Raw genomic sequence first — 13,536 nt, forward strand, 5'->3', positions numbered from 1 at the left:
TTCACCGAACGGTTCCACCGTGTTCGTCCATCGGCATCGCAAACGCTTCCGACATGCGGTTTGTCGCGCTGTTCGCCGTTTTCGGCCGCCGCGCCGCGCACCGGGCATCGCGCCGCCTCCGGCTGGAAGCAGCGCGATTCGTCAGGTGCGGGAAGTACTCAGGCCGCGCGGCTTCCTGACGCGCGTACCGTCGGCGCGGTCGTCTCCTCTTCGGCGAAACCGGGACGTCCGGTGCCGATGAACGCGACCAACCACGAGGCGACCGCGGCGAAGCGGTTGCGGAAGCCGACCAGATAGAACAAGTGCACCGCGAGCCATATGACCCAGGCGACGACGCCACGGAAGGTGATGCGCTCGTTGAGCTTCGTCACGGCGCTGAACCGGCTGATCACCGCCATGCTGCCCTTGTCCCAGTAGGTGAACGGGGTGCCGGGCTGCTTCTTGCGGCGGATGATGTCGGCGGCGTGCCTGCCCTCCTGCATGGCGACCGGCGACTGGCCGGGGTAGCCGTTGAGCGAGGTCATGTCGCCGATGGCGTAGATGTCGGCGTAACCGCCGACGGTGAGGTCCGGGTTGATCAGCAGCCGGCCCGCCCGGTCGGTCGCCACGCCGGTGGCCTCGGCCAGGATCTTCGCGAACCCGCCCGCCTGCACGCCCGCCGACCAGACCACCGTCTCCGCCGCGATACCGTGCTCGACCCCGTCGGCGCTCTTGACGGTGACCTTGCCGTGCTCGATGTCGGTGACGAAGGTGCCGAGCAGCACATCCACGCCGCTGCGGGTGAGCGACTTCTTCGCGTATTCCGACAGCCCGCCCCCGAACGGCGGAAGCACCTCGCCCGCGCCCTCCACGAGCGTGACCGAGACCTCCTGGTGGTAATACCGTTTCGCCAGCTCCTTCAGCTGGCCCGCCACCTCGACGCCGGTCGCCCCCGCGCCGACCACGACGAAGCTCAACAGCCTGCGCCTGGTCTGCTCGTCGGCCTGCGCGGCTTCGGTGAAGACGCGCTGGATCTGCGCGCGCAGGCGCCGCGCGTCGTCGATGGTCTTGAGCGAGAAGGTCTTCTCGGCGAAATCGTCCCGGCCGAAGTAGGACTGGCTGGCCCCGGTGGCCGCGATCAGCGAGCCGTAACGGATCCGGTGGCGCTCGCCCTCGTGCTCGTAGGTGAGGACGGCCCGGTCGGGATCGATGTCGACCACCGTGCCAAGGCGCACATCCGCCTCGCGGTGGCGGCGCAGAATCCCCGCGATCGGCGGCGCGATCTCATCCGATGCGAGCACACCGGTCGCTACCTGGTACAACAGCGGTTGGAACAGATGCTCGGGCGTGCTGGAGATCAGCACATAGTCCACCCCCGACTTGGCCAGCTGCTTGGCGGCGGCGAGCCCGCCGAACCCCGATCCGACAATGACGACACCCGCGGTTTCGATTCCCGCTTCCACGTACTGCATGACAGCCTCCTTCTCTCATTACCAACCGCGATCCGGAGGACGGATATTTCAGGTGTGTGGGCGCATAATTCAGATGAGTCTTATCTCGATTCGTAATTAATAGGAGGTCGCTGTGGAACTTCGGCAGCTCACCTACTTCGTCGCGGTGTGCGAGGAGCTCAGCTTCAGCGGCGCCGCGGCGCGGTGCTTCATCTCGCAGTCGGCGATCAGCCATCAGATCTCCCGGCTCGAGCGCGACCTCGGCGTGCAACTGTTCGAGCGCTCGACCCGCTCGGTTGTCCCCACCGACGCGACCGCCCGGCTACTTCCCCTGGCGAAACAGATGCTGAGCCTGGAATCGGCGATCCGGGCCGCCGTGCGAACGGTGGGTCCGCGCATCCGGCTGGCCGCGAACATGTCCTTCGCCACCCGCTCGTTGTCGGCCATCGCGGGAGCGCGCGCCGCGCATCCCGAGGCGGAGATCGAGTTCGTGATCAAACCTTTCCGTCAGCGCATCACCGCGGTGGCCGACGGGGACTGTGATCTGGCGCTCATCCGCGGCCGCGTCGACCAGCCGGGCCTCGTGGTGGAGCAACTCTGGGTCGAGGACCTCGTGATCGCCACTTCCAGCGCACATCCGCTGGCGACCAGAGACACGGTGACCCTGGCGGACCTGAGTTCGTATCCGCTGCTTCTGCCGCCGGAGCAGGAACAGGTCCTGCTGCACACCGTGATCCGCAACGCCTTCGCCGAACTGCCCACCGGCCCGACGTTCGGACCGCCGATCCCGCCCGATCACACGGCGACGATGGAGTTGATCAACCGGCCCGACGCGTGGACGGTCCTGTACGCCGAGAGCACCACCGAGGGACTGGTGGTGCTGCGGCTGGCCGAATCCAAATTGCGCATCCCGGTCTCGGCGGTACTGCGCGCCGACGCCAGGCGATCACCGATCCTGGACACCCTGCTCTTGGCGCTGCACCGCTGCTGAGCACGGTCATTCGCCCTCCGGAGGTCATCGCCGCGAGACGTCGGCCGCGTGCTGTCCCCGGCCGCGATCACCGACCTCGCGAAATATGCCACGGCGACGGTCGCTGCCGAGCGATCCCGTGGGCCTCGTGCTCGAGACCGCCGATTCCAGCGATCACGGAAGCGGGGTGAATCCGATTCCGATCGTGTCCGGCCCCTGCGCCGCGATGTCATCGAGAATTCCGTGGATACCGGTGAACTGGAACGGAGCCCACGGCTCGAGCGGATTGATCGCGGATGTTATTCCGACCAGACCGCTCCGCGTGGTCACCGGTCCCCCGCTGTCGCCCGGAATGACCGCGGCCCATGAACTGATGACGTTGTTCTCGTACCCGATCACGAGACCACATGTCGTTCCGGACACCTGGCCGTACTTGCACATGATGTCCGAGAGCGGGACCGGATCCGTGCCGATCCGGTTGATCACGGTCCCGTTCGGCGTGGTGTTGACCGGATTGATCTTCGTTTCGTCCAGTTTGATGACCGCGTAATCCTTCGACGAGTCGGCCGGAAAACGCATCGACGGAAAGCCGGGCCAATTCGTAGGCCACGTGGCGTAGTACCCGACCGGACCCAGTCCGCGTTTCCCCGAGAGGAAAACCTCCTGAGCTCTGGTCTTCCGAGTCATCATGTGCCCTGCCGTGAGAGCCACCAGATTGCCGAGTTCGTCATATCCGACAGCTCCGACGGTGCCCCAGCTCCCGCGCGGCGGTCCGCCATCGGACACGATCGACGATCCCGGACCGAAATTCACCCCGGCCGGCGCAGGGGTGCCGACATAAGTGAACGAGACGCCGTTACTCAGCCCGCTGGGCGTGGTGACGGTGATGTGCACAGCTCCTCTTCCCGCAGGAGAGACCGCCGCGATCCGCGTTGCGGACTCGATCGTGAACGAGGTCGCCGGAATGGTTCCGAATTCGACGGCCGTAGCGCCGCTCAGGTTCGTCCCGTCGAGAACAACCGTGGTTCCACCGATGATCGGCCCCGAACTCGGGCTCACCGAGATCAGAGTCGGAGCCGAAGACCGGGAAGTAGTGGTGGACATAGCGCGACCCCCTCGACCCGGCGGAAGTAGTTCCGCTGCGCCAGGGCGGCGAACTCGCTTTATCCTGGCTCTATTCAGTAAGACCCCTATACCGGCACGCGGGCAATAGATCTCCGGATCCGTTTTCTTCCGTTTTCAGATTCTCGGCCATCCGGGAAAAGTGCCTGGGTGAAGTGGAATCGCGAGACCTGCTGCGGCGGGTGGCAAGGAGTTACGAGCGGTGAACGGTGACCTATCCGGCCCGAAATGGTTCAAGAGCAGCCGCAGCGCCAGCGGCTCGCAGTGCGTCGAAGTGGCTTGGCTCGACAGCGGCATGATCGGGGTCCGGGACAGCAAGAACCCGACCGGCCCAGCGTTGGCGTTCGCGCCAGGTGAGTGGGACGCCTTCACCACGGGCGTGCAGAGCGGCGAATTCCACCGCCCCGCCTGACCGCAACACACACCTAACCGGATCGACGGCCCCGCCCACACGGCCGGAGCGGGGCCGCTCCACACGCGTCCATCGCATTCCTCTACCGCGCGGACGCCCCTGATGCGCGTCCGCGCTGAACCATCGAGCAACCGCAGTCCGACTCCTTGCCGGAGGAAACCGGCCCCGGGTCGCCCGGAGCCGGTCGCACGAGTCACCGCCGGTCAGACGCCCAATTCCGTGGCCGCCAGCGCCGTGCCCTCGATGCGCGCGCGGATCTTGGCGAACGCGGTCTCCCGTGAGGTGGAGGTGTCGTCGGCGAACGGCGAGAAACCGCAGTCGTCGCAGGTGCCCAACCGATCGACGGGCAGGAAGCGAGCGGCGAGCAGCACGCGGTCACGCACCTGTTCGGGTGTCTCGACGCGCGGATCGATCGGGTCGGTTACGCCGATGAACACGCGCGCTGCGGCCGGCAGGTGTTCGGCGACCACGGCCAGCACCTTCTCCGGGTCGGGCTCGCTGGCGAACTGGAGGTAGAACGCGCCCACCCGCAGTTGCAGCAGCTTCGGTAGCAGATCGACGTAGTCCACGTCCAGGCTGTGCGTGGAGTCCTGGTCGCCGCCAGGGCAGGTGTGCACACCGATCCTGGCGCGCTCCTCGTCCGAGAACCGTTCGAGCACAGTGTTGTTCAGCGCGATGAACTGGTCGAGCACGCCGCCGCTGGGGTCCAGCTTCAGCGAGAGCCGCCCTTCGGTGAAGTCGAGTTGCACCAAGTGCGCCCCCGCCTCCAGACAGCCGCGGATGTCGGCCTCGGCCGCGTCCGCGAGATCGGCGAGGAACTGCTCGCGCGGATAACCCTGGATGCCCTCGGCCGGATACAGCAGGCTCAGCGCCGACGGCGCGATGACGGCCTGCTTCACCGGAACGGTGGCGTGCTGCTGTGCGGCGCGCAGATAGTCCGCCGCGTGCGCGGCGTAGCGGAACGGCCCTGCGGTCAGGCGGGGCAACTGCCGCTGGTGCCCGTCGGCGAACGGGATGGTCGCCCCGTCCGGGGCCAGGTTGTCCAGCCCGGCGAGCGGATAGGTGGCGAAGCTCGGCTTGGACTGCTCACCGTCGGTGACGACGGGAGAGCCGAGTTCCTCCAGACGGCGGATGGTCTCGGCGGCCGCGCGCTGCTGGAGTTCGGCGAGCGCGACGTCGCCGGAATCGTCGGCCATGGCGGCCAACAGGTCGTGAGGGCGAGGGATGCTACCGATCGGTTCCGTTGGGATGCTCACCGGGCCGAGTGTACGTCCGTAACCTGCGACTTCGACGCGAATCGACTGCGCCGTAATTTATTTCGCACCGGTCACGATTGTCACTCACCTGGCCTCGAGAGTTCTCACCAATTTTCGCGCCGACCTTTTCCGACCGAGCACACCGAACCAAGCGCTCGAAGATCAGCGCCTATACATGCTCATCGGCAGGCCATCATCGGTCTCACAAGAGAGCCCGGCGGCCGGTCCAGGGCCGAATGGCGGTCGGAGGCAAGTATTTCGGCGGTGGTGGAAACGCAACAGGACCACCGCGCAGCAATCGACGCGGTGGTCCTGGGGTTGTGCGGCAGATCGTGCGGCGTGGGCGGTGCGGACCAGGTCAGCCCGCCCTCACCACTTCGATCAGCGGAAGATGCCCATTCGCCAGCCGTTTCCTTCTGCCTTGCAGCTGTAGTGGGGGACGTTGATGTCGCCCGCGGAAACGCGCCGCGCCTCCTCCTGCTTCGCGGCGGCCAGGCATTCCTTTTCGTTCGAATACACCGTTGCCTGCGCCGCAGGCGCTGAGGCGATCAAAGCCCCCGTGGCCAGCGCACCCATCAGCAGTCCCGTAACCGTCTTCTTCACTTCTGATCCCCTAGTGTCGATGACTCCCCCCCTTCGGGGGACTTGACGCCAATGAACCTACCAAGCAACGCATGGGATCGGCGGATGGGGCCGTCAACCGTGCCGACCACGAGCAGTGTCGGTCCATTGGCGCGTATGCCACTGCACCCCAACCGATCACACGTCATGAGCACAGCCGCTGGAAACACGGCGACAACGCCCACCGCGTGCGGCGCGGATCGCTTCCTGATGCGCGCCACCGCACGGGCAGCGCGGTTCGTTCTCGGTGAGCGAGTGTCCGAAGCGGGGGCGTCGGCGTCCGGACGCACCGACGTCACCGGAGTGACGCCGACCACCCCGTCGTAGTCGGTCTCGTGACTTTTGACCGAACAGCCCGCGGCGGCGGCGACCATGCGCACGAAAGCAATGCTGAACTGTTCCAGCCGAGCGGTTATCGGCAGACCGCCGTCCACGACGGTCGCCAACTGAAGACTGCCGCTGTCCACGACGTCGCTCATCGCCCCCCTTGCCCCCATCCCGCAGTGCAGCAACGCACGCCAACAGTAGCTCAAAATCGTTGTCGGCTCGGCTTTTCGGATGTGAAGCCGAAAAAAGTGGCCCCGACCGTCCGGTCGGGGCCACTTTTCGATCGCTCGGAGCGTGTCAGCCCTTGTGCGACTTGACCGCTTCGGTCAGCTGCGGCGCGACGTTGAACAGGTCGCCCACGATGCCGTAGTCGGCGATCTCGAAGATCGGCGCCTCTTCGTCCTTGTTGACCGCGACGATGGTCTTCGAGGTCTGCATGCCCGCGCGGTGCTGGATCGCGCCGGAGATGCCGAGGGCGATGTACAGCTGCGGCGAGACCGTCTTACCGGTCTGGCCGACCTGGAACTGGCCCGGGTAGTAGCCGGAGTCGACGGCGGCGCGCGAGGCGCCGACGGCCGCGCCGAGCGAGTCGGCCAGCGCCTCGACGACCGAGAAGTTGTCGGCGGAGCCGACGCCGCGGCCACCGGAGACCACGATGCCCGCCTCGGTGAGTTCCGGACGGTCACCGGCCACGACCGGCTCCCGCGAGGTCACCTTGACCACGCCGTCTTCCTGCGCGGGCACCTCGACGGTCACCTTCTCGCCCGCACCGGCCTGCGCCGAGGCCTCGACGGCGCCCGGGCGGACCGAGATCACCGGAACATCGCCGGTGACCTTGGCGTCGACGGTGAACGCGCCACCGAAGATGGAGTGCACCGCGGTGCCGTCGGACTTCACGTCGATGACGTCGACCAGAAGGCCGGAGCCGATGCGGGCGGCCAGGCGACCCGACACCTCCTTGCCCTCGGCGGTGGCGGCGACGATCACGGCGGCGGGCGAGACCGACTCGGTCAGCGCGGCCAGCACGTCGACCTTCGGGGTCACCAGGTAGTTCTCCACATCGTCGGACTCGGCGATGTAGATCTTCTCGGCGCCCGCGGCGGCCAGCGCGTCGGCCAGCTTCTCGCCGGTGCCCGCCGTGCCGAGCACGACGGCGGCGGGCTCGCCGAGAGCGCGAGCCGCGGTGAGCAGTTCGGTGCTGACCTTCTTGATCGCACCCTCGGCGTGCTCGACGAGCACGAGTACTTCAGCCATTTGTTCTCTCCTAGGAAGTCTGCAGGCGCTACCGAGATCAGATGATCTTCTGGCCGATCAGGTACTGAGCGATCTTGCTGCCGCCGTCGCCCTCGTCCGCGATCTTCTCGCCCGCGGTGCGCGGAGGCTTCGGCGTGGCCGCGGTGACGGTGGAGCCCGCGTTCGCGACGCCCACGGTCGACGGGTCGACGCCCAGGTCGGCCAGCGTGAAGGTCTGCACTTCCTTCTTCTTCGCGGCCATGATGCCCTTGAAGGACGGGAAGCGCGGCTCGTTGATCTTCTCGGTGACGCTGACGATGGCCGGGAGGGTGGCCTCCAGCTTGAACACGCCGTCGTCGGTCTCGCGCTCGCCGGTGATCTTGTCACCGTCGACGGTCAGCTTGCGCAGGTGCGTCAGCTGCGGGAGGCCGAGGTATTCGGCGATGATCGCGGGCACGGCGCCGACGCGACCGTCGGTGGCCTCGTTGCCCGCGATGACCAGCTCGACACCCTCGACCTGGCCGAGCGCACTGGCCAGCACCCACGCCGTCTGCACGGCGTCGGAGCCGTGGATGGCCGGGTCGTTGATGTGGATGGCCTTGTCGGCGCCCATGGACAGCGCCTTGCGGATGGCCTCGGTGGCGCGGTCGGGTCCGGCGGCCAGCACGGTGACCTCACCGCCCTGGGCTTCCTTGATCAGCAGCGCTTCTTCGACGGCACGCTCGTTGATCTCGTCGAGGACGGCGTCGGCGGCCTCACGGTCGAGCGTGTAGTCACCGTCGGTGAGTTTGCGCTCCGACCATGTGTCGGGAACCTGCTTGATGAGTACGACGATGTTCGGCATCGGTCTTCGTCGACCTCCTGTTCTGGTTACACGTAAATGGTGGTCGCACGAGCTGCGCCGTACGCCCGGGTGGGTGGCTCAGGCCGTGACATTACCTTACGTTAAGTTACCCGTGGGTAACTTAGTGGCTTCTCTCTCACACGTGGGTACCACGCGTTACAGTGCCCCGGTTCGGCGGCCCCGGGTCCGGCCTGCCAGAGCCGCACTTCCGAGCCGACCGGGTGGGGTGATTCCCGCGGATGCGGTGCCAGTAACGTCGGAGTGATGAGCGAGGCTGTGATCCCTGCCGCAGTGGGCGACCCGTCCGGCATCTCCGTGGACACCGAGGCCGCCGTCGGCGCCGTCGAACCACTGCCGCTGACCGGCGAGCGCACCGTTCCCGGCATCGCCGAGGAGAACTACTGGTTCCGCAGGCACGAGATCGCCTACGCCCGCCTGCTGGACCGCTGCGCCGGAAAGACCGTGCTGGAGGCGGGTTCCGGCGAGGGCTACGGCGCGGACATGATCGCGGGCGTGGCCACCAAGGTGATCGGCGTGGACTACGACACCAGCGCCGTCGAGCACGTGCGCGCGCGCTACCCCCGCGTGGAGATGATCCAGGGCAACCTCGCCGAACTGCCGCTGGAGGACGCCTCGGTCGACGTCGTGGTGAACTTCCAAGTGATCGAACATCTTTGGGACCAGTCCCAGTTCCTGCGCGAGTGCCTGCGGGTGCTGCGCCCCGGCGGCGAGCTGCTGATCAGCACGCCCAACCGGATCACCTTCTCCCCGGGTCGCGACACTCCGCTCAACCCGTTCCACACCAGGGAACTGAACGCGGCCGAGTTGACCGAATTGCTCGTCGATGCCGGTTTCGAGGTCACGCGGATGATCGGCGTGCACCACGGTCCCGGCCTGAAAGCGTTGGACGCCAAGCACGGCGGGTCGTTCATCGACGCGCAGATCGAACGGGCGCTGGCGGGCGAACCGTGGCCCGCGGAACTGACCGCGGACGTCGCGAGCGTCACGGTGGACGATTTCGCGCTGGTCGCCGCGGACATCGACGCGAGTCTGGATCTGGTCGCCATCGCGGTGAAGCCTTGACCGATCGCAGTACCGTGCCCGGCGAGCACACCGCAAGCCCGGTGCCGGGCCAGTTCAGCCTGGTCCTGCACTCCCACCTGCCCTGGCTGGCCCATCACGGCCGCTGGCCGGTCGGCGAGGAATGGCTCTACCAGTCCTGGGCAGCGTCCTACCTGCCCCTCGTCGAGGTCCTGCGAACCCTTGCGGCCGAAGGACGTTCGCATCTGCTCAGCCTCGGCATCACGCCGGTGCTCGCGGCCCAGCTGGACGACCCGCACTGCCTGGCGGGTATGCACCACTGGCTGGGCAACTGGCAGCTGCGCGCCGACGAGGCCGCCATGACGGGCAATGTCGCGCTTGGCAGGCACGAACATCGCTTGGCCGCCGCCGCCCTGGCCGAGTTCGAGCAGCACTGGCGGCACGGCGCGGCACCGGTCTGGCGGGCGCTCATCGACGCGGAGACCATCGAACTGCTCGGCGGCCCCCTGGCCCACCCGTTCCAGCCGCTGCTGGACCCGCGGATGCGCCGGTTCCAGCTCACCGAGGGCCTGGCCGACGCGCGGCACCGCTGGGGTCACACACCGACGGGCATCTGGGCGCCGGAATGCGGATACACCCCCGGCATGGAGGTCGATTACGCCGCCGCCGGTGTGACACATTTCATGGTCGACGGTCCCGCGCTGCGCGGCGACACGACGCTCGGACGTCCGGTGCGGGATTCCGACGTGGTCGCGTTCGGGCGTGATCTGCAGGTGAGTTACCGGGTCTGGTCCCCGAAATCCGGCTACCCGGGCCACGGCGCCTACCGTGACTTTCATCACTACGACCATGCGACGGGTCTCAAACCCGCGCGGGTCACCGGCAAGACCGTGGCGGGCCCGGACAAGGCTCCCTACGACCCGGAACTGGCCGCCGCGGCCGTGGCGCGGGACGTGGACGACTTCGTGCGGACCGTGCGCGAACGGTTGATCGCCGAGTCCGACCGGATCGGCCGGCCCGCCCTGGTCGTCGCCGCGTTCGACACCGAACTGTTCGGCCACTGGTGGCACGAGGGGCCGCAGTGGCTGGCGCAGGTGTTGCGCGCGCTGCCGGAAGCGGGCGTCACGGTGGGCACCCTTGCCGATGCGCGAACACGCGGTTACCTGGGCGAACCGGTGCCGCTGGCCGACTCGTCCTGGGGTTCGGGCAAGGACTGGCGGGTGTGGGCGGGCGAGCAGGTGCGTGATCTGGTCGAACTCAACGACGACATCGTGCGGCTGACCCTGGACACCATCGACAAGATGCGCGCCGCGCAGGGCGGCGCACTCGGGCTGCGCGACCACGTCGCCGATCAGCTGCTGCGCGAGGCGATCCTCACCGTCTCCAGCGACTGGGCGTTCATGGTGAGCAAGGACTCCGCCGCGGGTTACGCGCGCGAGCGGGCGCACCGGCACGCCCACGCGGTCCGGGAAATCGCCGCGGCCGTCGGGGCGGGCCAACTCGCGAAAGCACGGCAGTTGGCGGCAGGATGGGGGGCAGCTGACGGACTCTTCCCCGGCGTGGACGCGCGACGACTCACCTCCGCGGGGTCCGTACCCAGCGCCACCGGGGCAGTATCCGCCGCCGTGCCAGGCCCGGGCTCCGCCACCGCGGACCACGGGCCGGTTCCGGCGGACCCGGGCTCGGCCGCAGAAGGACTTGCATGAAGATTTTGATGGTGTCGTGGGAGTACCCGCCGGTCGTGGTGGGCGGGCTCGGCAGGCACGTGCATCACCTCGCCGTCGAACTGGCCGCGGCCGGTCACGAGGTGGTCGTGCTGTCCCGGCGTCCCTCCGGCACCGACGCCGCGACCCATCCCACGCACTCCTACATCGCCGACGGCGTGCTGGTGGTGGCGGTCGCGGAGGACCCGCCGGTCTTCGACTTCGGCGAGGACATGCTCGCCTGGACGCTGGCCATGGGGCACGCGATGGTGCGCGCGGGCGTCGCGCTCGGCAAGCCGGGCATCGGCGACGGCTGGACGCCCGACGTGGTGCACGCGCACGACTGGCTGGTCGCCCACCCCGGCATCGCCCTGGCCGAGTATTACGACGTGCCGCTGGTGTCGACCATCCACGCCACCGAGGCGGGCCGGCACAGCGGCTGGGTCGCGGGCAAGGTCAACAAGCAGGTGCACTCGGTGGAGTGGTGGCTTGCCAACGAGTCCGACGCGCTGATCACCTGTTCGTCGTCCATGCAGGACGAGGTCGAACGGCTCTACGGCCCGGAGCGGATCCCGATGACGGTGATCCGCAACGGAATCGATGTGGGCGCGTGGACTTTCCGCCCGCGCTCGCCGCGCAGCGGTCCGCCCCGGTTGCTGTACGTGGGCAGGCTCGAGTACGAGAAGGGCGTGCAGGACGCGATCGCCGCGCTGCCCCGCATCCGCCGCGCCCATCCCGGCACCACCCTGACCGTCGCCGGCGTCGGCACCCAGTTCGAGTGGTTGCGCGAGCGCGCCCGGGTGCACCGCGTGGCGCGAGCGGTGACCTTCGCCGGTCAGCTCGACCACGCCGAACTGCTCGGCTGGCTGCACGGCGCCGACGCGATCGTGCTGCCCAGCCGGTACGAACCCTTCGGCATCGTCGCGCTCGAAGCGGCCGCGGCGGGCACCCCGCTGATCACCTCGACGGCGGGCGGCCTGGGCGAGGCGGTGATCGACGGCGTCACCGGCGCCTCGTTCGCGCCCGCGGACGTCGACGGCTTGGTCGAGGCGGTCCGCGCCACCCTCGACGACCCCGCCGCCGCGCAGCAGCGGGCCTACGCTGCCAGGGAACGGCTCACCGCCGATTTCGCCTGGGACGTGGTGGCGGCGGAGACCGCCCAGGTGTACCACTCGGCCAAGCGGCGGGTGCGCAACCCGCTCGGCCGCCCCTCGATCGTGGAACGTCCGCTGCCGGAACGCGATCCGAAGTAACCCCGGCCCGGCTAGGCCGCGAGCTTCTTGACGATGCGCTCGACGGTGAGCCAGGTGCGAGTGGTGATGTCCTTGCCGTACGTCTTCTCCAGCCACGCCATGAAGTCCGGCGTCTTGCCCGGCTCGCTGTTGTCGATGACCGCCAGGAAGGCGCGCGCGGCCTCGTCGTAGCCGACCACCCGGGTGAGCGGGTCTGGGTGCTCGGGCAGGCTGGGCGGCGGCTCGGCGGTGTCCTTGAGGAACGTCGCGATCAGGTACGTACCTCGCCCGTGGGTCAGACCGTGGAACGGGTCGGTGTCGAGCAGCGCGCGCAGTTCGTCGTGGCTGCGGATGATCGTGCCGCCACCGATCCCCAGTTCCCGGATCAGCGCCTGCTGGATGCGATCCTCGAGCTCGGGCACGTCGGACTCCGCGGTATGGAACACGATATTGCCGCTGGCCAGTACCGAACCGACGCCTTCGAAGCCGAGCGATTCGAAAACCCCGCGTAATTTGGCGTTGCTCATGTTCGGATTGCTCGGCATGATCCCGCGCAACAGCGCGGCGTAGGCAGTCATAGCGCCGAACCTACTCGCCCGCGCCGACGAATCCGGGCCTCGATCGGGCAGCCTCAGGTGTCCGCTCGGATCGGAGGTGCGGGCGCGGGGAACCCGAGCAGGCGACACTCGCCCAGCGACAGCCGCGCACGGCTCGGCGCGACGAACTCCGCGGATGAACGCGCGCCGCGCTCAGGCGCGACTGCGTAGACCCTCGACGGCCCCGAGGTGAGGCCGCCGCGACTCGTCCAGCTGTACCCGTCAGGCGGTCTGCGTGGCCCCGTTCTTCTTGCGGGCGATGTCCTCGAGCGCGGCGAGGTATTCCGCACGCTGTTCGGCACCCGCCTCCCAGGCCGCCTTGCGGTTCTTGACGACCTTGGCCGGTGCGCCGACGGCGATGCTGTAGTCCGGGATCTCGCCCTTGACCACGGCGTGCGCGCCGAGCACGCAGCCGCGGCCGACGCTGGTCTCACGCAGCACGGTCACCTTGGCGGCGATCCAGGTGTCGGGGCCGATGCGCACCGGGCTCTTCACGATCCCCTGGTCCTTGATCGGAACGTTGATGTCGTCCATCTTGTGGTCGAAGTCGCAGATGTAGCACCAGTCGGCGACCAAGGTCGACTCCCCGATCTCGATGTCGAGATAGGTGTTCACGACGTTGTCCTTGCCGAACACCACCTTGTCACCGATGCGCAGCGAACCCTCGTGGCAGCGGATCGCGTTGCCGTCGCCGATGTGCACCCAGCGGCCGATCTCCATGCGGGCCAGTTCCGGGGTGGCGTGGATCT

General features: G+C 68.1%; 14 protein-coding genes. 5 read left to right on the top strand and 9 right to left on the bottom strand.

The window, feature by feature from the left end; translation table 11 throughout:
• Positions 1–158 precede the first annotated feature (158 nt).
• Positions 159–1,451, bottom strand: coding sequence for an NAD(P)/FAD-dependent oxidoreductase (locus ON29_RS20630; protein WP_040868603.1), 1,293 nt, complete (start codon positions 1,449–1,451; stop codon positions 159–161).
• Between the two features lie 112 nt (positions 1,452–1,563).
• Here ON29_RS20630 and ON29_RS20635 point away from each other — a divergent pair, with 112 nt between their 5' ends.
• Positions 1,564–2,421: a LysR family transcriptional regulator gene (locus tag ON29_RS20635; RefSeq protein ID WP_040868605.1), complete on the top strand. Its 858-nt coding sequence runs from the start codon at positions 1,564–1,566 to the stop codon at positions 2,419–2,421.
• 153 nt (positions 2,422–2,574) lie between these two features.
• Here ON29_RS20635 and ON29_RS33950 read toward each other — a convergent pair whose 3' ends face one another.
• Positions 2,575–3,504, bottom strand: coding sequence for an IPT/TIG domain-containing protein (locus tag ON29_RS33950; protein WP_083863893.1), 930 nt, complete (start codon positions 3,502–3,504; stop codon positions 2,575–2,577).
• A 220-nt stretch (positions 3,505–3,724) separates the two neighbouring features.
• Between ON29_RS33950 and ON29_RS20650 the strand changes: the two genes are divergently transcribed.
• A complete protein-coding gene (locus ON29_RS20650; RefSeq protein ID WP_040868607.1) occupies positions 3,725–3,934 on the top strand; it encodes a DUF397 domain-containing protein in 210 nt (69 codons plus the stop codon).
• Between the two features lie 203 nt (positions 3,935–4,137).
• Here the strand turns inward: ON29_RS20650 and ON29_RS20655 are convergent, their stop codons facing one another.
• From ON29_RS20655 to ON29_RS20675, 5 genes are all read right to left on the bottom strand, one after another.
• Positions 4,138–5,190, bottom strand: a complete 1,053-nt coding sequence (locus ON29_RS20655) for a cobalamin-independent methionine synthase II family protein (RefSeq protein WP_040868609.1) — start codon at positions 5,188–5,190, stop codon at positions 4,138–4,140.
• A gap of 381 nt (positions 5,191–5,571) precedes the next feature.
• Complete coding sequence (locus ON29_RS20660) at positions 5,572–5,793, bottom strand: hypothetical protein (protein ID WP_040868611.1); 222 nt, start codon at positions 5,791–5,793, stop codon at positions 5,572–5,574.
• A complete protein-coding gene (locus tag ON29_RS20665) occupies positions 5,790–6,290 on the bottom strand; it encodes a hypothetical protein (RefSeq protein ID WP_157172842.1) in 501 nt (166 codons plus the stop codon). The genes ON29_RS20660 and ON29_RS20665 overlap by 4 nt, the downstream gene beginning before the upstream one ends.
• 145 nt (positions 6,291–6,435) lie before the next feature.
• A complete protein-coding gene (locus tag ON29_RS20670; protein ID WP_040868613.1) occupies positions 6,436–7,392 on the bottom strand; it encodes an electron transfer flavoprotein subunit alpha/FixB family protein in 957 nt (318 codons plus the stop codon).
• 37 nt (positions 7,393–7,429) lie between these two features.
• Positions 7,430–8,215 (bottom strand): electron transfer flavoprotein subunit beta/FixA family protein, encoded by a 786-nt coding sequence (locus ON29_RS20675; RefSeq protein WP_040868614.1) that lies wholly within the window; start codon positions 8,213–8,215, stop codon positions 7,430–7,432.
• Between the two features lie 264 nt (positions 8,216–8,479).
• On the opposite strand from ON29_RS20675, the gene ON29_RS20680 reads away from it, so the two are divergent.
• The 3 genes from ON29_RS20680 to ON29_RS20690 are packed head-to-tail and all read left to right on the top strand — an operon-like array spanning position 8,480 to position 12,212.
• Entirely contained in the window at positions 8,480–9,298 is an 819-nt protein-coding gene (locus ON29_RS20680; RefSeq protein ID WP_245549042.1) for a class I SAM-dependent methyltransferase, read from the top strand.
• Positions 9,295–10,962, top strand: a complete 1,668-nt coding sequence (locus ON29_RS20685) for a 1,4-alpha-glucan branching protein domain-containing protein (RefSeq protein ID WP_083863896.1) — start codon at positions 9,295–9,297, stop codon at positions 10,960–10,962. Before ON29_RS20680 ends, ON29_RS20685 begins: the two co-directional genes overlap by 4 nt.
• Positions 10,959–12,212, top strand: a complete 1,254-nt coding sequence (locus ON29_RS20690) for a glycosyltransferase family 4 protein (RefSeq protein ID WP_040868618.1) — start codon at positions 10,959–10,961, stop codon at positions 12,210–12,212. Before ON29_RS20685 ends, ON29_RS20690 begins: the two co-directional genes overlap by 4 nt.
• 11 nt (positions 12,213–12,223) lie before the next feature.
• Here ON29_RS20690 and ON29_RS20695 read toward each other — a convergent pair whose 3' ends face one another.
• Together ON29_RS20695 and ON29_RS20700 are read right to left on the bottom strand one after the other, a co-directional pair.
• Positions 12,224–12,769, bottom strand: coding sequence for a DUF1697 domain-containing protein (locus tag ON29_RS20695; RefSeq protein WP_040868620.1), 546 nt, complete (start codon positions 12,767–12,769; stop codon positions 12,224–12,226).
• A gap of 240 nt (positions 12,770–13,009) precedes the next feature.
• Positions 13,010–13,536 (bottom strand): acyltransferase (locus ON29_RS20700; RefSeq protein ID WP_040868631.1); only part of this gene is annotated, 527 nt, incomplete at its 5' end.

Origin of the sequence: Nocardia exalbida NBRC 100660 (assembly GCF_000308575.1) — a bacterium.
GTDB classification, from domain to species: Bacteria; Actinomycetota; Actinomycetes; order Mycobacteriales; family Mycobacteriaceae; genus Nocardia; species Nocardia exalbida.